Source organism: Marinobacter changyiensis (assembly GCF_009193265.1).
Classification (GTDB): Bacteria; Pseudomonadota; Gammaproteobacteria; order Pseudomonadales; family Oleiphilaceae; genus Marinobacter; species Marinobacter changyiensis.
Map to the genome: position 1 here is coordinate 96,900 of NZ_VZZZ01000002.1, position 21,266 is coordinate 118,165.

The window sequence follows — 21,266 nt, forward strand, 5'->3', positions numbered from 1 at the left end:
TTCAGCCGGTCTCAGACTTCAAAGTCTGTTTTCAGTTTTTTCTCCGCCAGGATGCCTTTTATGTGTGCTACCCGGGGCAGACCGTTGTCAAATGGCGGAAAACTCTCGCCGGCAATCAGTGGCTCGAGATAATCCCGGCAGTCCTGGGTGATGGCAAAACCGTCATCGCTGATGAAGTGGATAGGCATCTTCTTCTCCTGGTTCGCCACCTCACTCAGGGGAGCTTCACCAATTCGCCAGCGGTAGGGCCGGGCCTGTTCACGCACGATGATGGGCATGACCGCCTGCTTGCCGGCCAGGGCCATTTCGACCGCAGCTTTGCCTACAGCATAGGCCTGCTCGACATCCGTCGCAGAGGCAATGTGCCGTGCGGAACGCTGCAGGTAGTCTGCAACCGCCCAATGGTACTTGTAACCCAGGGCCTGCTTGACCATGTTCGCCAGCGCCGGTGCAACACCGCCAAGTTGGGTATGGCCGAAGGCATCCTTGTTGCCGGCATCGGCCAGGAACCGGCCATCTTCGTACTGGGCGCCTTCCGAGGCCACGACCACGCAATAGCCATACTCTGTGACGCAGTGTTCAACGCGCTTGAGGAATGCATCCCGGTCAAACGGAACTTCCGGGAACAGGATGATATGCGGAGGCTCACCTTCGCCCTGTCCGGCCAGGCCGCCAGATGCCGCAATCCAGCCAGCATGACGACCCATGACCTCCATTATGAAAACCTTGGTGGATGACTCGCACATCGAGCGGATGTCCAGGCTGGCTTCGAGAATAGACGTGGCCACGTATTTGGCGACCGAGCCGAATCCGGGGCAGCAGTCAGTGAAGGGCAGGTCGTTATCGACGGTTTTCGGCACCCCGATACAGGTAATCGGGTAGCCCATACGATCAGCGAGTTGGGATACCTTGTAGGCGGTATCCTGGGAGTCGCCGCCGCCGTTGTAAAAGAAATAGCCGATATTGTGGGCCTGGAACACTTCAATAAGGCGCTCGTATTCGCGGCGGTTCTCAGTGAAGTTCTTGAGTTTGTAACGGCAGGAGCCGAACGCGCCACCGGGCGTGTGAATCAACGCGTCGATGGTCTCGTTGGTTTCTTCACTGGTGTCGATCAGTTCTTCCCGGAGCGCGCCAATAATGCCGTTGCGACCCGCGTACACAGTGCCAATTTTATCCGGATGCTTGCGTGCAGTCTGGATAACGCCTGCGGCGCTTGCGTTAATGACGGCGGTTACGCCACCGGATTGGGCATAAAACGCGTTCTTGATGGCCATCTTGGGATGGTGCCTCCTGCTGGTTGAACTGGTGCTGGGCATAATACGCCAATTCCCGGCGTTTTTCATGGCCTCCGGGCAACCAAAATACCCTTGACGCCATGGTCTGTATAGCCGACGCTTGGCACCAATTAACAGGGGACAGAGCAAGAATGCGCATTCACATACTGGGAATCTGTGGCACCTTCATGGGCAGTCTGGCTGTCCTTGCGCGCCAGCTCGGCCATGAAGTGACCGGCTCAGACCAGGGCGTCTATCCACCCATGAGCACCCAGCTGGAATCTCAGGGTATCGAGCTGATGCAGGGGTATGATCCGGCCCATCTCGAACCGGTTCCCGATCTGGTGTTGATCGGCAACGCCATGTCCCGGGGCAATCCCGAAGTCGAGGCGGTGCTCAACCGGAATATCGATTACATGTCCGGCCCGGAATGGCTCGCCCGGGAAGTCCTGCGCAAACGGTGGGTGCTGGCGGTTGCGGGTACCCACGGTAAAACGACCACCACGTCCATGCTGCTCTGGATTCTGGATCAGGCCGGGTTCGACCCCGGTTACCTGGTGGGTGGGGTGCCTTGTGACTTCCCGGTCTCCGCCCGGTTGGGATCCAGTGATTTTTTTGTTATCGAGGCGGACGAATACGACAGTGCTTTTTTCGACAAACGGTCAAAGTTTGTGCATTACCGCCCCCACACGGTCATTCTCAACAACCTCGAATTCGATCATGCCGACATCTTCGACAACGTCGAGGCCATCGAGCGCCAGTTTCACCATCTCGTCAGAACCGTTCCGTCCAATGGTCTGATTGTGCGTCCGGCGCGGGATGTGCATCTGGACCGGGCCCTTGAGCTCGGTTGCTGGAGCCAGGTGCAATCCACATCGATTGGCGGTGAGGTAGAGGCCGCCGATTGGCGCGCCGAGCTGCTCGCAGATGATGGCAGCCAGTTTGTGGTTGTTCATCATGAGCAACCGGTGGCGACCCTGAAATGGACGCAAACCGGGCTTCATAATGTGCGCAATGCACTCGCGGCGATTGCGGCGGCACGTCACGTGGGCGTGACGCCTGACCACGCGGTGGCGGCGCTGTGTCATTTTTCCGGGGTCAAGCGCCGCATGGAGCTGGTGGCGGATATTGGTGGCGTGAAGGTATACGACGATTTCGCCCACCATCCCACCGCGATCGCAACCACACTCGACGGCTTGCGGAACAAGGTCGGCGGTGAAACCATCATTGCGTTGATCGAGCCCCGGTCCAACACCATGCAGCAAGGGGTGCACCAGGACACGTTGCTGCCCAGTACCGATCAGGCAGATCGCGTGATCTGGGCTAACCTGAACAGGATGCCGTGGCTACCCGCCCTGATCGGCCGCCAGACCGGACTGGATAAAGAGCGCCATATTCTTGAATCCAGCGTAGAACGTCTGGTGGCCAGAGTGGTCGACGAGCTGACACAGCCGTGCCATGTGGTCATCATGAGCAACGGCGGGTTCGGCGGTATTCACCAAAAACTGATTTCAGAACTGGAGCGCACCCTTGGCTGAGCATAACGCGGACGATTTCAAGCAGACCGTGAACCTTGCCATCACCGGTGCCTCCGGTGCGCAATACGGCCTTCGCCTGCTTGAGTGTCTGGTGGCGGCTGACTGCCGCGTGCATGTGATGATCAGTCGTGCGGCCCAGGTGGTCATTGCAACAGAAACCGATCTGAAGCTGCCCGGCTCAGCGAAGGCGATGCAGGCTGCTTTCACCGAGCTGTATGGTGCCCGCCCGGGCCAGGTGCTGGTTTTCGGGCGGGAAGACTGGTTCGCTCCCCCGGCCTCTGGCTCCGGGATCAAGGCGCCGATGGTGGTGTGCCCCTGCAGCACAGGCACACTGTCAGCCTTGGCTACCGGTGCCAGTAATAACCTGATCGAACGGGCTGGAGATGTAGCCTTGAAGGAGCGGCGCCCGCTGATCCTGGTACCCCGGGAAGCCCCATACTCCGAGGTACATCTCGATAACATGCTGCGCCTGACCCGTATGGGCGCCACGATCCTTCCGGCCAGTCCCGGGTTTTATCATAAACCGGAGAGTATCGAAGACCTGGTGGACTTTATTGTGGCCCGCCTGCTGGATCATCTGGGCTTCTCCCAGGACCTCATTCCACGCTGGGGGGAGGACCGAGTGGCCCGGAAAATCGCTGACGACCAGCCTCACGCACCAGACTGACCAGGGTGGGTTGGTTTTGGTCACTGCAGATGATGCTTTTCACCATTGAGCAAACCCGGCTACCCGCCGAGACTCTGGGGACGACAACGAAAAAACAGTCACCCGCAGAGGTATATCATGATTCCACGCACACTCTTTGACGCCGACCTGGATGGTTTCCGGGATTCTGTTCGCCGTTTCCTCGAACAGGAAGCGACTCCTCACCACGCCCAATGGGAAAAAGACGGTCAGGTCAGCCGCGAACTCTGGGAAAAGGCAGGCGCGTTGGGGTTCCTCTGTCCCATGTTGCCGGAAGAGTATGGTGGCGTCGGCGCGGATTTTCGTTACAGCGCCGTGATCATGGAAGAAGTCTCCCGAGCGGGCCTGTCTGGTATTGGCTGGACCCTGCACTCCGATATTGTGGCGCCCTATATTCTCAATTACGGCTCGGAAGCGCAGAAAAAGCACTATCTGCCGAGGCTCGCGACCGGCGAAATGATCGGCGCCATTGCCATGACCGAACCCGGTGCCGGGTCAGACCTGCAGGGCGTTAAAAGCAACGCCATCAAGCAGGGTGACCACTACGTTCTGAACGGCTCCAAAACGTTTATTACCAATGGCCAGATGGCTGATCTGGTGATTGTGGTGGCGAAGACCGATCCCAAGGAAGGCGCCAAGGGCACCAGTCTGTTTCTGGTTGAAGCCGCCTGGGAGGGCTTCGAAAAGGGCCAGAACCTGAACAAGGTGGGCATGAAAGCCCAGGATACCTCCGAGCTTTTCTTTCAGGATGTAAGAATTCCTGTAACCCATTTGCTTGGCGGCCGCGAAGGCCAGGGTTTTTTCCAGCTTATGCAGGAATTGCCTGCCGAGCGTTTGCAGGTTGCCTTGACCGCGGTTGCCGCGGCGGAAGCTGCCTGGGGCTGGACCCTGGATTACGTCAAAGACCGCAAGGCCTTCGGCAAGCCGGTCATTGCCTTTCAGAATACCCGGTTCAAGATGGCAGAAATGAAAGCGGAGATAACCGCTGCGCGGGTGTTCACCGACCGCTGTCTGGAGTTGCACCTGGAGCGCAAACTGGACATCCCCACCGCGGCCATGCTGAAGCAGCTGACGACCGACCTGCAGTGCAAGGTGATGGACGAATGTGTCCAGTTACACGGTGGTTACGGCTATATGTGGGAGTATCCCATCGCCCGGGCGTGGGCTGATTCACGGGTGCAGCGCATCTATGCCGGTACCAATGAAATCATGAAGGAGATTGTGGCGCGCTCGTTTTAACGAGTAGCGGCACTTGCGGCCATTGCCCCGCTGCTCAGGGGTGATGGCCTATTACTCAAGTATACAAACTGCCAGGCCTGTCAAGGTTCCTGCCGGCTACATCTCTTTGGGTGTAGCACTTCGGGATGCCTCCACAATTCATCGTGGCAGGTGGCGGAATATTTCGCCATGGTCCGTCATTTTGGGCTAAATTACTTGAAAGGGGGACGCGTTTCAGAGGCGGTATTGCGATCTGAGCGCTTTCATGCGTTTTCCCTGCACCTAGTCATAGATATCACCGTTTTGCTGTCAGTACATAAACGGCGGAGGTGATGCCCATGAGCAATAAATCAGGCACCTCAGAACAGGTCATTTCTCTACCCAACGGGGGTGGCGCTCAAAGTGGCATTGGCGAAACCTTCTCGCCCGACCTGCACACCGGCACCGGCAACTTTACCGTGCCCATCGCTCTCCCACCCGGACGTAATGGTTTTCAACCGGAGCTAAAACTGGTCTACAGCACCGGCAATGGCAACGGGCCCTTCGGGCTGGGCTGGAGTTTGAGCATTCCCGGAGTGAGCCGGGAGACCTCCAAAGGAATTCCCCGATACCAGGATGGAGCTCCGGAGCTGATGGACCGGGATGTCTTTATCCTGTCCGGTGCCGAAGGCCTGGTGCGTGTTTCAGAGCCGGCACCAGGGACGACTCGCTACCAACCCCGTACCGAGGGCCTGTTTGCCCGCATCGAACACCATCAGGATGTGAACAACGACTACTGGCGCGTGCGGAGCAAGGATGGCTTGATCTCGTGGTATGGGACCGAAGCGGCCCGGGAGCACGATCCGGCAACCGTGGCCGATCCCGACACTCCACGCCATGTCTTTAACTGGCGTTTGACCCGTACAGAAGACGCCTTTGGCAATCGTATCGTCTACGACTACGAGCGCGATCGGGATACCGCCGGCCCCCACCATTGGGATCAGCTGTATCTGCATACCCTGCGCTATGCCGATTTTGGCCCGAATGATGCGCAACAGTTCCTTGTCTCCGTTACCTTTATCCATGAAGAGCGGCCCGATCCTTTTTCTGCTTACCGAGCCGGATTCGAGATACGCACCCGCCGCCGCTGCACCAGAATCGAAGTCCGGACTCACGCCCATGAGGATTTGTTGGCGCGCACCTATGACCTGGTCTACCTGGATCAACGGCCGGAATTGGCTCATCTCCTGCCGTTGAACCGTGGCTCTTTGCTTAGCCAGGTGGTGGTGACCGGCCACACGGGGGACGCCGCCGAGCAACTACCATCACTTGAGTTCGGCTACACCCGTTTTGAGCCGGAGAATCGCAATTTCTTCCCGATTCAGGGGCCTGATTTGCCGGCTCGCTCTCTCGCCAGCCCCGACCTGGAAACCGCCGACCTCTTCGGCAACGGCCTGCCCGATGTCTTGCAGATGAACGGCACGGTCCGCTACTGGCGCAACCTGGGCGACGGCCGTTTCGACCTCCCTCGCCAGATGCGCGACGCTCCGGCGGGTCTCTCGCTGGCCGATCCCGGCGTGCAACTCATCGACGCCGACGGAGACGGCCGGATCGACCTGCTCGCTACCGACAACGGGCTGGCCGGATACTTTCCGCTGAACTTCGACGGCACCTGGAACCGACGCTCCTTCCGGCGTTACGATCTCGCTCCCAGCTTCAATCTGCAAGATCCGGAGGTCGCGCTCGTCGACCTTGACGGCGATGGGGTTACCGACGCCGTCCGGTCCGGCAGCCGCCTGGAGTATTATTTCAACGACCCCCAGGAAGGCTGGAACGACACCCGCCGCGTCGCCCGCAGGTCCCTGGAGGCGTTCCCCGACGTCCACTTCGCCGACCCCCGCGTAAAGTGGGCAGACATGACGGGTGACGGCCTGCAAGACCTGCTCCTCGTCCACGACGGCAACGTCGAGTATTGGCCGAACCTGGGCTACGGTGATTGGGGCCGGCGTGTCCACATGCACAACAGCCCCCGCTTGCCCTATGGCTATGACCCGAGGCGCATCCTGATCGGTGATGTGGACGGCGACGGCCTGGCGGATCTGGTTTACGTCGACCACGGCAAGATTCTGCTCTGGATCAACCAGAGCGGCAACGGCTGGAGCGATCCCATCGAGATCGACGGTACGCCAGCCGTTACGGATATGGATGCCGTGCGTCTGGTGGACCTGCTGGGCGCGGGCATCAGCGGGGTGTTGTGGAGCGCGGACGCGCGGGCTCCGGGCCGAGACCACCTGCACTTCCTTGACTTTACGGGCGGCCTCAAGCCTTACCTGCTGGCGGATATGGACAACCACATGGGCGCCGTGACCCGCGTCGAATATGCGCCGTCTACCCGTTTCTACCTGGCCGATCAGCAGAATCCCGACACGCGCTGGCAGACGCCGCTGCCGTTTCCGGTACAGGTCGTCGCCTGCGTGGAAATCATCGATCAGATTTCGAGGGGCAAGCTGACCACAGAATACCTCTATCACCACGGCTATTGGGACGGAGCCGAGCGCGAGTTCCGCGGCTTCGGCATGGTGGAGCAGTTCGACACGGAAACTTTCGAGCACTATAACGCGCCGGGCCTCCACGGTGAGGCCTTTGATTTCTTCGGCGTCGATGAAGTCCATTACGCCCCGCCCATGCTTACGAAGACCTGGTTTCATCAGGGGCCCATCGGTGAGGAGTTCGGAGAATGGAACGAGGCGGATTACCACCACGAGTACTGGGCCGAAGACCCGCCCGTTCTGCAGCGCCCGCAATCGCTGACCGACCTCCTCAGCGGCCTGGAGCAACGACGTGACCGGCGCGATGCCCTGCGTACGCTGCGCGGATCGGTGTTGCGTACCGAGCTGTACGCCCTGGACGGCAGTGAGGATCGCGAAAACCGCCCCTACACGGTGACTGAGGCGCAGTACAGCGTGCGGGAAGAATCCCCGCCCGGGGACGACCAGCTGGACCGCAAGCACATCTTCTTTTCCCATCCGGCGGCCCAGCGCACCACCCAATGGGAGCGAGGCGCTGATCCCATGACGCAACTCAGCTTTACCGACCAGTACGATGGCTACGGCCAGCCGCGCCGCCAGGTCGCCCTGGCCGTCCCGCGAGGGCGAGATTATCGCATGGCGGCCCCGGCCGGCGAGCCCTATCTGGGCGTCGTGACCAACACCAACTATGCCCAGCGCGATGACAATGCCCACTATATGGTCAACCGCGTGGCCCGCACCACGGCCTTCGAGCTGCGTAACGATGGCAGCCCGAGCGCCTTTGCGCTATGGGATGCTGTGAGGGCGGGAACGGCCGACCTGAGCCTGATCGCACAAAGCTTCAGCTTCTATGATGGTGCGGCCTTTGAAGGGCTGCCCTTGGGTCAACTGGGCGATTTTGGCGCCTTGAGCCGCAGCGAAAGCCTGGTGCTGACCGAGGCCATTTTAGAGGATGTTTACCGGGATGATCATGGTGTACTGGCCATCCCGCCCTATCTCGACCCGAACGGGCCACCGCTCTGGACAGCCGAGTATCCCCCGCCTTTTCGGGCCGGCAACCCCACCCTGGCGGGCTACGTCTTCCATGATGGGAGTGACGGCCTGCACCCGCGCGGTTTCTACGCGGGCGCTGGGCAACAGTATGATTTCCAGCTGAACCCGGCCACCGCTCGCGGGTTGCTGGTCGCCGATCGTGACCCGCTGGGGCGAGAGACAGTCATTAGCTATGATCCTTTCGACCTGCTGCCAGTAGCGGTGACCGACCCGGTCGGGCTGACTACCAGCGCCGGGTACGATTACCGGGCGATACAGCCGGAACGGGTGACCGATGCCAACGGCAACCGCATCGCCTTCGCCTATACTCCGCTAGGTCTATTGGCCAGCACGGCCGTTATGGGGAAAGAGGGCGAGACCGTGGGCGATACGCCGGCGGCGCCGGGCAAGCGACTCGAATACGACTTCCTCGCCTTCGAGGCGCGCGGCCAACCCGTCGCGGTGCGCACGATTGCCCGCGAACACCACGCCACCGAAACCAATGTGCCCCTGCCCGAACGGGATGCCACCATTGAGACGGTTGAATATTCCGACGGCTTTGGCCGCCTGCTGCAAAGCCGCACCCAGGCTGAGGAGGTTCTCTTCGGCGACGTTCCCTTTGCCAACACCAACCTGCCGCTCGATCAGACCGCGTCAGGTGGCCCGGTCATGGGCCAGCCGGCCGATCCCGTCAACCCTCGGGTGGTGGTCAGTGGCTGGCAGATTTACAATAACAAAGGGCAGGTGGTGGAGAAGTACGAGCCGTTCTTCGACCAGGGCTGGGCGTTCGAACCGCCGCAGGACGCCAGGTTGGGGCAATCCGTTCGCATGTTCTACGATCCACGGGGCCAGGTTATTCGCACCCTCAACCCGGGCGGCTCGGAGCATCGGGTCATCTACGGGGCGCCACCGGAGCTGACTGATCCCGACCGGTTCGCGCCAACGCCGTGGGAAGCCTACACCTACGACGCCAACGATCTGGCTCCGCTGAGCGAGGGGCCGGGTCCGGACGGCGCCCTCGGCCCGCTCACCGACCGCGCCCCGGTTAGCCACCATTTTACCCCCGGCAGCATCCGCATTGATGCCCTGGGGCGGACGGTGGAAAGCATCCAGCGCAACCGAAGCGAGCCGGCCAACCCGGGCGACCCGCTGCCGCCAATCGAAGCGATTCGCACCCAGTTCCGCTACGACATTCGTGGCAACCTGCTGGTGGTGACCGATGCCCTGGATCGAGAAGCCTTTGTTTACGCCTACGATCTGGCCAATAACGCGCTGCGGGTAAACAGCATCGACGCCGGGCTGACCCGCACTGTGCTGGATGCGGCGGGTCGCCCGCTCGAGCAGCGCGACAGCAAAGGGACGCTGGCATTGAACGGCTCTGATGAATTCAACCGGCCCAACCGCATGTGGGTGCGTGACGGCCCGTCCCAGGCCGTCACGTTGCGCCAACGTCTGGTCTACGGCGACAGCGCCAGCTCCGGGCTGACCGAGGCTGAAGCCCGGGCGCGCAACTTGCTGGGCCAACTCGTTGAGCATTACGACGAAGCCGGGCAAATACAGGTGGCCAGATACGATTTCAAAGGTAATCTATTGGAAAGGACGCGCCGGGTCGTCAGCGACGCCGTTATTATCGCGGTGTTCGACGGCGCCGCTGCCAACCAGTGGCAGGTGCCGGCTTTTCGAATGGACTGGCAGCCGCCCGAAGGTCTCAGCCTCAAGGTCCACGCGGCAACAGTGCTCGATCCCCGCCCTTATACCACGACCATGCGTTACGACGCCCTCAACCGGGCGACCGAGGTCATTTACCCGGAGGATGTGATCGGCCAGCGGTCAGTGTTGGTGCCCGGCTATAACCGGTCCGGGGGGCTGGAGCAAGTGACGCTGAACAGCGAGACCTTTGTCGAGCAGATTGCCTACAACGCCAGAGGCCAGCGTACTTTGATCGCCTACGGTAACGGTGTGATGACCCGCTACGCCTACGACCCGCTGACCTTCCACCTGGGCCGCCTGCGCAGCGAGCACTATACGCAACCTGCAGACCACACGTACCTGCCTGCCGGCGCTCCGCTGCAGGATTTCGGATACGAGCACGATCTGGTGGGTAACATCACCGATATTCATGACCGCACGCCGGCGAGCGGTATCCCCGACACCCTGGTGGGCACGAACGCGCTGGATCGGGCCTTTACCTATGACGCCATCTACCAACTGCGGTCGGCCACGGGGCGGGAACAAGCCCTACCGCCGCCTGTGGCGCCATGGGGTGACTTTCCCAAGAGCCAGGACATGACCCTGGCCCGCGCCTACACCGAGCGCTATCGCTACGATGCGATGGGCAGTATGGAAGAGTTGCGGCACATCACCGACAGCGGCGGTTTTACACGGGATTTTATCCAGGACGCAGGGAGCAACCGGCTGGTACAGATGACCCTCGGTCAGGTGGACTTCGCCTACACTTTCGACCCCAGCGGCAATATGACCGGCGAAACCACCTCGCGCCACTTCGAGTGGAATCACAGCAATCAGATGCGGGTCTACCGCACCCAGACCGCGGGCGCAGAGCCGTCGATTTACGCTCACTACCTTTACGATTCGGCCGGGATACGGGTCAAGAAGCTGGTGCGTCGGCAAGGTGGTGCGGTGAATACGACCGTTTATATCGATGGGATACTTGAACACCACGCCGAAGGCGGCACCGAGAACAACAGCTTGCACGTCATGGACGACCAGCAGCGCATCGCCCTGGTGCGGGTCGGCCCGGCTTTCCCCGACGATGCCACGCCTGCTGTCACATTCCACCTCGGCGATCATCTCGGCAGCAGCAACGTGGTGGTGGATGGAGCCGGCATCTTCGTCAATCGCGAGGAGTACACGCCCTACGGTGAGACCAGCTTCGGCAGCTTCGCGAGGAAGCGGTATCGAATTACCGGCAAGGAGCGGGATGAGGAAAGTGGGTTGAGTTATCACGGGGCGAGATACTACGCGCCGTGGATAGTTATTTGGTTTTCTGCGGATCCTGTGGGTGCTGCCGGAGGGTTCAACCTCTACCGATACGCTGCGAATCGACCGACCCGTTTTATTGATGCCAATGGCCATGCCCCCGGCGATCCGGATGATCTGAGCTCTGAAAATATTCGTGATCCAACCGAAGACGCATACAGCAACGAAGGTTTTTCCGACGAGGAGCAGGAAGAACTCGACCAGGAACAGGGGGAGCAAATCCCGACAACCAATACCGAGATTTGGGAGCGCAAGCATCCTAAGGCCATCGGGATTATCGAAGCAGGAAGCCTCGTAGGATACAAAGAACCCGACCCCGAGACTGGCGGAGACCTGGTCAACATATATACGAACAGAGGGGTCCTGGTGGCACAGGTGGCTCAAGGACTCGAGGATTCCATCTCGCCGCTGGACTTCATTGGACCAGGAACAGTGAGTGTGGCGGGGCGAGGCGTTTACAATGCCGGGCGAGGCGTTGTCGGATTCCTGGCCAGGTTCTTCGGACGCGTAAAGCCAGCACCCAGCAGACCGACTGTTCATGTGGGCGCCGCGCTTGCCACGGCAACCGCTCGACAAGTCGGTGTTAGCACTACGCAAAATGCGCTGTCTCCGACGCAGTTGCTATTACGCTTCCGGAATGAGGCAGTGGCCCATGCCGAACGCACGATTCCCGTGAACCCTCCTCCGGGCGTTCGACAGGCTTACCATTTCAGATTTGGTAACGCTGCCGACGACCATTTTAAGGGTTTGGTCGATGACGCTATCGAGAGCGGACAGCTGCCGAATACCTTCAGAACCACTCCTCGAGGCAGGTACGGAGTAGACGTATACGACACGGCTACGGGCACGGGGTTTGATCTGACGACCGCCACAGTAGAGCAAGTCGCAGGGCATGACCTGCGTTACATTCCTCAAATTCTTGGGGGCGCTGGGTACCGAGGAAGGCCACTCGCCGACGGCACTGTGATTCAGGATGTGATTCCACTGGTGTACCGAAGACCAACACTTTGAGGCCGGGTGGGGGTAGACGGGAGGTAGAGCGACGACACGTCTTTCGGCTGGAACAAGTTGGGACAGGTGAAAATCTGGCTGAATTAAACAAAGGTGGGAATCATGGCAAAAATATTTGGGATCATGAGGACCGAAGACGGCACCCCGGCGCTGGGCACTACCGTCCGCGCCTATGACATCGACCTGCGCAGCGAGCAACTGCTCGGCGAGGCCATTATCGAGGAAACCAGCGGACGCTATGAGATCTCCTACACGGCGGAGCAGTTTCTCCGGGCAGAGAAGCAGAGCGCCGACCTCCTTGTGCGGGCCTTTGTCGACGGCACCCTGAGGGCTGAGTCCGGGATTATCTTCAACGCGGGGGATGAGGAGCGGGTCGATCTCACGCTTGGCCCACTGCCTGAGCAGCCTCGCCGCGATCTCTCCGAACTCGAAGCACTGCAGGAAGCCATCGAGCCGGTACTCGAGGAAGTCGAATACCGGGATTTCACAGACAGGGATCTGGAATTCCTGTCCCACGAAGCCACACGACAGCGGCTACTTCCAATTCTTGAGCGGCTGGAGCGGCGCACGGTGCACCAGCGGCTTCAATTACTGCGCCTGGCCGACCAGTTTGCCAATCAGACCGGCATCCCCGTGGCGGCCTTTTACGGCTGGTTTCGCGTATTTGATAACCGCCTGCTCGAATTGGACGAACTCCTCGAGCTGCCTGTCGCCCGGCAGCGCGCAGCGCTGGAAGCGGCTGTTGCCGAGCACATCATCCCGGATATCACCGCTGACATTGACAATATTCTTGAGCAGATCCGCGACCTGCAGGTTGCTCAAGGCCGTATCACTGTGCGGAGGTTCGTTGGACAACTGATTGACAGCAACTCGGGTGGTCCGCTCGCCGGGTTCAAGGTTACCGCCTCTTTGGTGACTGCTGACGGAGATATTACCCATCTCGGTCACCGGCTGACGGACGGCGGCGGCTTGTTCACCATGAGCTACCGGATATCCACCGCAAATGAAGACGGGGAAAGAGACCCGACAATCCTGCTGCGGGTGCTCGATTCAGACGGGCGGGAAATTCATCAAGAGCGTGTTAAAGCACCTGGAGACCAGACCGTTGCGCATCGGATTCAAGTGCCGGCCCCCGTCCCCGTCGATGAATCGTCGACGCTCGATGAGCTGCGAGTCGCGATAGGAGACGATGTGCCAGTCGAGATAATCGAAACACTGGCTGTACGGGGCATACACACGCTGGACGATGTGCGGCGAAGGGGCGGCGTGACCCGGCTGGAAGACATGCCAGAAACGGTCAGTCGGGAATCCCTGCAGCTGCTGGATGCTTACGCGCGGCTCAGCGCCATCTCACCAGATATGGATGTGAACCGTGAACTCCTCGAGAGAGGCTTCGATCGTCCGCTGACAATTGCCTCAACGTCTAGATTCGCGTTCGTGCGGGCGACTGGCGAGCACATCGGTGATCTACGGGCGGCTCAGTTACATGCAGCCGCGGTGGCGCAAAAACGGTATCTGGACCACGCCCTTACCGCGTACCGTGTCGCTGTTGCTAACTCGGGAGTGGGTTTCCCGGGACAATTCGGCGAACTCGCCGAAGGGATCATCGAGGAAGATACCTGCCAGTGTCGAGACTGCGAAGCCGCAGTCAGTCCCCTGGCTTACCTGGCCGACTTACTCGACTTCGCTACGACGAACGTCAAAGTCGAAGTGACCCCGCCGCCTGGCGCGAGTTACGAAACGATCGATTTGCAATGGCTGGAGGAACAACTGCACCAGCGCTTGCGTGACCTTCCGGCAACCTGTGAAGCCGTCGACCAACGGGTGCGGCAAGTGCGCATTTGCTGTGAGGTTCTCCGCCATCTGCTTGCTCCGGAAGACGCTTCCGACCCAATCGAAGGCGCTGCGCCCACGGGTCCATCAACCGGTGATTATCGTCGCGCCGCCTACAAGCAATTACTGGAGGAAGTCGGCGCATCCTATGCCGAACTGCGTGATGTCATCGCCTTTGGCACGGCAGACCAGCAGGAAAAGGTTGCTGAACGAATCGGTATTTTGGTGCAGCATCTCGAGACTCTGTTCATCGCGGTCGACGACGGCGCAACGCCTCCCAGTGAAACGTGGCTGGAAATGCACTTCGGGCTGCAAAGCACGTCCCGGGATCCTCTTGCCGAAGCATCAACGCCCTTGCTGGCAATCTGGCGTCAGGAGCGGCTGGAAACAATTTGGCGCGCACTGGATTACCCGTCCGATGAGTACACCGACGGCACCCTTCCTATCATTGATCCAGATGTCGTCGGGCCGGACGATTTTCGCTTCCCCGGCGTGGTTGATGAAGCATTCAACTTGTGGCAAGACCGCCGCGCACACGTGGATGGAAGGATAGCCGCCTTAACCGACATCGTCGAAACGCAAGGGCTGAATGCAGCGCTGGTAGAAGTTTATGGCGAACCCGTTCCCGATCTTCTGGCCCTGGCGGACGAGTTGCAGCATGCTTTCGAGGACGAGACCTTTCAAACCACATTGGCCGCGTTGCGGCTGACGTCCGATCGACTGACACGCTTTGCCGAGATCACTGCCAAGCTGAACTCAGGGCAGCAGTTGAGCGAGGACGATACAGGCGATGTGGTGAACATCCTGATTCAGACAGAGAAAGAGGATCTGTTTGAAGCATGGGTCGAGCAGGAGCAGGAGGCTGCGTTGCGGCTTGATCCAAGGATTTTCTGGCAATCGCAACGCGAACCGGCAGAAGGGCTGTGGCCGCCGCAACTGCCGGAAGATCGTCCGCTGATTGATCCCCAGAGCATCGATCTTGACGAACTGGTCGAGCCTGCTGCCGGGGCGGCCGCGCACGCTGCATGGCATACGCGGCTTCAGCAGTTGCAGGAGGATCTCGCAGCGATCCAGCAGGAACGTGAGACGAACGGCTTTGATAGCATGATGGGGCTTGCCCTCGGAGACCCCGACCCGGGGGATCCGCTGCCGCATAACCCTGAACAGCTCTTGGCGGACCTGTCGAGCAACGACGAAACGATTCGCCTGCAGACCGAAACGGCTGTTACCCAGGATTTACACCTGTCCATTGAGGATTTCCAGTTCCTCATGGCAACTCGAGCCAAGAATCAAGATGCCGATCCCGAAGGCCAGCCGGGCGCCAGTGAATGGGAGAAGACTTACGCACTATTGACACGGGCCCACAAAGCAAAGCGGCGTTATCCGGAGTGGATCGACGACGAAGACGAACCGGAATTCGATCGCTACTGGAGGATCCTGAAAGCCCGATTGCCGAAGTGGAGGTCGGCCCCCGAGCAGCGGCAGGCGTGGCAGTCTGCGCTGGACCTGCGCAGTCGCGATGGGCAAATTGACCCGGATCGACTTGGTTTCCTGGACTTCGTGGACCGCTCTGACGAGTCCGCCCCCTTTTCACTCTTCAAGGAGCGAAGGACGTGGGTCCAGGACCGACGGTCTGCGCTGCAAATGCTGCTGGATAGCGCACCGGATGCCTTGAGCGGTCTGGATCTCATGTTCCTCACCGATACCTCGGATGCCCCGTCGTTGGGCACCGGCGTGGACGATCTTCAGTCCCTTGGGGATTCGAAGGAGGCAGGTACTAGCATCTCGCCGCGGCTGAACCAGATGAATTTATCGCAATCTGCTTTCGACTACTTGCTGCAAGTAGTCGAGCGGATTCAGGCTGGAGCAGAGCTTGACGATGCAGAATGGGAAGCCGTTTTCTCCGTCCTGATTCGCGTGGGCAAAAGCCGGCTGGCGGCTGCCTGGAGAGGCGGCGAGCAGGCGGTGCCTGGACTGCATCTGGGGCCGAGCCATTTCGCTCGGAGCGAGGGCCCCAATCTGCGGCGCTGGAGAACAACGCCGCAACAGCGTCGCGACTGGAACGATCGGCTGGAAGCGCGCATCACGCAGGTCGAGACGGTGGTCGCCTCGTTGCGGGAATCGGTTGGCTCGGTTGAAGAAGAAACGCTGCCGATGTTGCGCAGCGCGCTCATCGACGCGACTGACGCGGAAGGGAGCACGCCCCAGGAAAAGGCGAAATGGATCACCGGGCAGTTGCTGATCGATGCCGAAGCGGACGGGTGCCAGATTACGACGCGCGTCAGCCAGGCGATTGAGACGCTCCAGAATCTCATCTGGGGGGTACGCACCGGGCAGGTCCGGGATGCACACCCCGAATGGGTCCTGCCGGAATTGACGAACTTCGACGAGCAGTGGGGTTGGATTGGTTCGTATGCGGCCTGGCGTTCGGCGATGTTCGTATTTCTCTATCCGGAAAACATCGCCATTCCCAGCCTTCGACGCTGGCAAACCCCCGCCTTTACGCAGCTCGTGGAGGCTACCCGTACTCGGCGGCTGTCTCCCCAGGATGCCTGCCGGGCCGCAAGTCAGTACGCCGAGTACTTCCGTGACGTCAATAAGTTATCGCTGGAAGCCTCTTGCCGGGCGCTGACGCAACTTCGCAGCGACGGCGCATGTGGTAAGGCAAGACCGGAAAAACGTCGCCTGTTCTATCTGTTTGCCCGCAGCAAGAGCTCAAAAAAAGTCTATTGGTCACGATACGACTTCCGCATCCATAATGGCTACGCCCAGAGTTTCTGGGATCGGGTGCCTGGGCTGGAGGGCGCCACCAAACTCCTGGGGGCGATTCCGTTCGAAGATTTCATTTTCCTGTTTGCGATTGTACGACCGAAAGCGGGTACCCGGAAAATCGTGTTTACGCGCTATGACTTGCTGGCCAATCGCTGGGACGACTCCCCGCAAGAGCTGGAGTTGCCGGGAGGCCTGACGGGCTTTCGCGCCGTGGTGGTGGTCCAACGCAACGCCAGCGATGAAGCTCCGGAGCTGTTACTGCAAGCCGACCAACGGATTTATCGTCGCCGTGTGACCCTGGCAGACCTGGGCTCGAGTCAGACGAATGACGAAGAGGACGAGGACGAAGGTTCCGATCCATGGGAGGATGTGGGGGAGCGCTTTCGGCAATTCGTTCCTAATCCGCAAGTGGAAAGCTCCAAATTTCACCGCGGGAAAATCGTCGCGGCGATACGTCATAGTCAGGGATATTGTGTCTTTGCCGCCTATTCTGGATTTGTGTTGGCCCACAATTGGGACTTCCAACTGGAGGATCGTAGACATCCACAGAGCAGAGACCGGATCCATCTGGAATTAGGTAAAGGCTGGCGTGGATGCGTTTTGTGGGATGACAGCGATGACACCCGTCGCATCTTTGCCTATACCGATCCGAATTTCGCCGATCCGACGTTGCACGCCCTACGTGTATCTCGAGACGAGGCTTGGAATGGCCACGCCTTTGAAAGCTTTTTCAACCTTGAGCAAGATCGTACGCCCGCGTTCGCGGATGGTCTTCGGTTTGCGATTCACTGTGACGATGAAAAGGTCACAACAGCAGCAATCAAGCCGCTGGCCTATCAGAGCGGAATTCAAGGCTTGGTGCTTGCCATCGCGGAGATTGCCAGCGATGGATCCGGTAACACCACACTAATCGAGGAGCGGCAATTCAAAGTCGCCCCACGAGTCGCGGAAGTCCACGATATTCCGGATCAACTTTCCACGGCAGATCGCCAACTGCGAGTGTTCAGTCTTTGGCTGATCGACTTCATGCACTCCAAAGTCCCGGAATCCGTCCGCACCTATTTGAATGAGGCGTACTATTTCGTGCCGATTCACCTGGCGTTGCAGTTGTGTCGTGCCGGGCACTATTTTGAGGCGTTAGACTGGTTCCAGACCGTGTACGACTACAGCGCGCCAAACAATCCTATAGTGTCGCCGCTGTTGGCCAACAATGCCAAGCAGGCGGATGATGATTTCGAACGGCTCCAGAACTGGCTGCTTGATCCGCTGAATCCCCACGCCACTGCCGTGACGCGAACGGGCGCATACGTCCGCTTCACATTGATTTCAGTCATCCGGTGTCTGCTGGAATACGCGGATGCGGAGTTCACCCGCGACACCGCCGAATCGGTGCCACGCGCGCGAATGCTTTACACAACCGCGCAGGAGCTGCTGAACTCGAAAGAGCTGAAGCAGGCCAGGAACGGGTGCAAGGAGATCATCGGCGAGTTGGACATCGAGGTCGGCCCGGGTGTTCAGCCGGCACTGTTTGCGGTGCTCGGCCAATTGAACGAAATCCGCAGTCTCCGTCGACTCGAGTCGTTGATCCCGCAAATCACAGCGATCGGGGCATCCGAAGCGTTGGATGACGAACAGAAAGTCGTGCAAATAGAAGCGGTCATTCAATCAGAACGCGAGACTCCTCAATCTGTAGACACGATCGGGAATACACTTGCCAAACGGGCCGAGCTTCGCGCCACCGCTTATACGGCACTCCTGACCGATGACCGTGTATCCCGCACCGCCAGACGCGTTGCACGGGATACGGGAACGGCGCTTCGGGCCGTACTGACAGATGGCGATAATGGCCAGAACGATGGCGATTTCTCGTGGCTGAGACAGCCACTTAACACGGCCCTTGTCGCTGAAGGACCGCCGTTGGTGCCGGTCGATGGCGAGCTGACAGCAGCGCTTACCCGGACGGTCGCGATGGCCGACTTTGTGGATCAACCTTATGTCTCGGCGCCTTCTTTCCAGTTCTGCATCCCGCCGAATCCACTTCTGACGTTCTTCCTGCTGCGGGTCGAATCCAACCTTTTCAAGATTCGCCACTGTCGCAATATCGCCGGCCTGGAACGGGAAATCGATCCGTACGCGGCCGCCACAGATACCAGCACAGGCTTGCCTGTCATCGGCGAAGGGGGGCAACTGGTATTGCCAGGGATGGCCACGTTCAAGCCTACCCCGTACCGCTACAAGGTGCTTGTCGAACGAGCCAGAGATTTTGCACAGATGGCCGCACAACTCGAGGCGGCCATGCTGTCGGCCATCGAGAAACGTGATGCCCAGCTCTACGAAGTTTTGCGTGCCCGCCAGGATCTGAAGCTTGCGGGAGCTGGAATTCGGCTACAGAACCTCAGGGTCCGCGAGGCCAAAGGCGGTGTCACGCTTGCCGAGTTGCAAAAAAAACGCGCTGAGATTCAGGTGGACCATTATGAAGGCTTGCTCGCAGAGCCTGTAAGCGAAAAGGAAAGACAGGCGTTGGAACACATGGAGACGTCCATGCACCTTCAACTTGCCGCCTCCATCACCGACTTTGCGGCGGCCGCGTTACAAGTAGTAGCGGCGGGCGTCTACTTCGGTAAGGCAGAGGTCGGTCAAGGTCTTTCTGCGACCGCTTCCGCTATCTCGGCAAGTAGCGGTGGGTTGAGCCACCTTGCCGGCCGTTTCTCCACGCTCGCGTCGATCCTGTCGACTGCGGCCAGTTTCGAGCGCCGAGAACAGGAGTGGGAGTTCCAGAAAACCCTGGCGACGCATGATGTCCGGATCGGACAGCAACAGATTACGATGGCCAACCACCAGGTCGACGTGGTCGAGCAGGAGCGCCAGATAGCGGAACTTCACTCGCAGCACGCCCGGGAAGTTGTTGATTTTCTGGTCAACAAGTTCACCAATGTTGAACTGTATGATTGGATGAGCGACGTGCTGGAGGACGTCTACGGCTTCTTCCTGCACGAAGCCACATCCATGGCGAAGGTTGCAGAGAATCAACTGGCGTTCGAGCGTCAGCAGGCGCCTCCCGCATTCATCAAATCGGATTATTGGGAGGTCCCGGACACGGCTGGAGGTTTCGGTTCCGCTGACAGCAGTACCACTGACCGGCGGGGCCTGACAGGCGCTGAGCGGCTGCAAAAGGATATCTATCAACTGGACCAGTACGCCTTCGAAACGAATCGCCGAAAGCTTCAGCTAAGCAAGACCTTCTCGCTGGCGCGGCTGGCTCCGATCGAATTCCAGCAGTTCCGGCAAAGCGGCGTACTCACGTTCTCCACACCTATGGGACTGTTTGATCGCGACTTTCCAGGCCACTATCTGCGCCTGATCCAACGCGTCCGTACGGCAATCATCGCGCTTATTCCCCCGATCCACGGTGTTAACGCCACATTGACAACCACCGGCACGTCTCGGGTTGTGATCGGCGGTGACATCTTTCAAACCATGATCCTGCATCACGATCCGAAATCAATCGCCTTGAGCGTACCTCAACAAGAGAGTCAGCTATTTGAACTGGACAGCCAGTCGGAAATGTTGCTTCCGTTCGAGGGTATGGGGGTTGATACAACGTGGGAGTTGCGAATGCCCAAAGCGGCCAATGCCTTCGACTTCCGCACACTCGCCGACGTTCTGATTACGATCGAGTATACCGCCCTGGATAGCTTTGATTATCGGCAGCAGGTGTTGCAGGAGCTCGATCCCGCAGTCAGCGCCGACCGTCATTTCAGTTTCCGCCAAGAACTGTCCGACCAGTGGTACGACCTTCACAATCCTGATCAGACGGCTGCCCCGATGACGGTGCGCTTCGAAACCCGGCGCCAGGATTTTTCAGCGAACATCGACCATCTGAAAATTCAGCATGTGGTGCTCTACTTTGTTCGTAAGGATGCTGAGTCCAACGAAATAGAAGTTGCCCACCTCCATTTCACCGAACAAGGCAACGCGGGTACCGTGGGTGGCGCTGCGGCTTCGATTGACGGTATCGTCAGTACGCGTCGGGGCAACGGTTCGAGTTGGTTACCTACCATCGGCAGGGCACCTTTCGGTGAATGGGAGCTGGCACTGCCGAACACCGAGAAGGTAAGAAGCCGCTTCAAAAATGAGGAGATCGACGACATTTTATTCGTTGTCACCTACACGGGTGAAACTCCGCCATGGCCGAGCTAGTGTCCCGTCTGGACATAAAATCGAGTCACGATTGATGATCGGCGTCAGAAAAGCATGGACCGTTGATTTGGGGTGAGCGGGCAGGGCAGAACAGTGCGAATGCTTGAGGCTTGGTGTGGGTGAAACAACAATGCGTGTAACAGCTGGGTCAGGGCTTTCTAACCCTGTCATCTGTGTTTTCGAGCTTTTAACTGCT

At 59.4% G+C, this 21,266-nt stretch carries 6 protein-coding genes; 5 read left to right on the top strand and 1 reads right to left on the bottom strand.

The features are described 5' to 3' along the window. Window positions 1-11: 11 nt before the first annotated feature. Entirely contained in the window at window positions 12-1,274 is a 1,263-nt protein-coding gene (locus F6Y09_RS06310) for a 6-phosphofructokinase (RefSeq protein WP_152206092.1), read from the bottom strand. A 152-nt stretch (window positions 1,275-1,426) separates the two neighbouring features. Here F6Y09_RS06310 and mpl point away from each other — a divergent pair, with 152 nt between their 5' ends. The 5 genes from mpl to F6Y09_RS06335 all read left to right on the top strand — a co-directional run bounded on the left by mpl (window position 1,427) and on the right by F6Y09_RS06335 (window position 21,070). Further along, window positions 1,427-2,812, top strand: a complete 1,386-nt coding sequence (gene mpl, locus F6Y09_RS06315) for a UDP-N-acetylmuramate:L-alanyl-gamma-D-glutamyl-meso-diaminopimelate ligase (protein WP_152206093.1) — start codon at window positions 1,427-1,429, stop codon at window positions 2,810-2,812. Then, a complete protein-coding gene (locus tag F6Y09_RS06320; protein ID WP_152206094.1) occupies window positions 2,805-3,479 on the top strand; it encodes a flavin prenyltransferase UbiX in 675 nt (224 codons plus the stop codon). The genes mpl and F6Y09_RS06320 overlap by 8 nt, the downstream gene beginning before the upstream one ends. A 117-nt stretch (window positions 3,480-3,596) precedes the next feature. Then, window positions 3,597-4,736: an acyl-CoA dehydrogenase family protein gene (locus F6Y09_RS06325; RefSeq protein WP_152206095.1), complete on the top strand. Its 1,140-nt coding sequence runs from the start codon at window positions 3,597-3,599 to the stop codon at window positions 4,734-4,736. Window positions 4,737-5,053: 317 nt separating this feature from the next. Continuing rightward, window positions 5,054-12,265, top strand: coding sequence for a SpvB/TcaC N-terminal domain-containing protein (locus tag F6Y09_RS06330; protein WP_179959358.1), 7,212 nt, complete (start codon window positions 5,054-5,056; stop codon window positions 12,263-12,265). Window positions 12,266-12,367: 102 nt separating this feature from the next. Further along, window positions 12,368-21,070: a Tc toxin subunit A-related protein gene (locus F6Y09_RS06335; protein WP_152206097.1), complete on the top strand. Its 8,703-nt coding sequence runs from the start codon at window positions 12,368-12,370 to the stop codon at window positions 21,068-21,070. Window positions 21,071-21,266 lie beyond the last annotated feature (196 nt).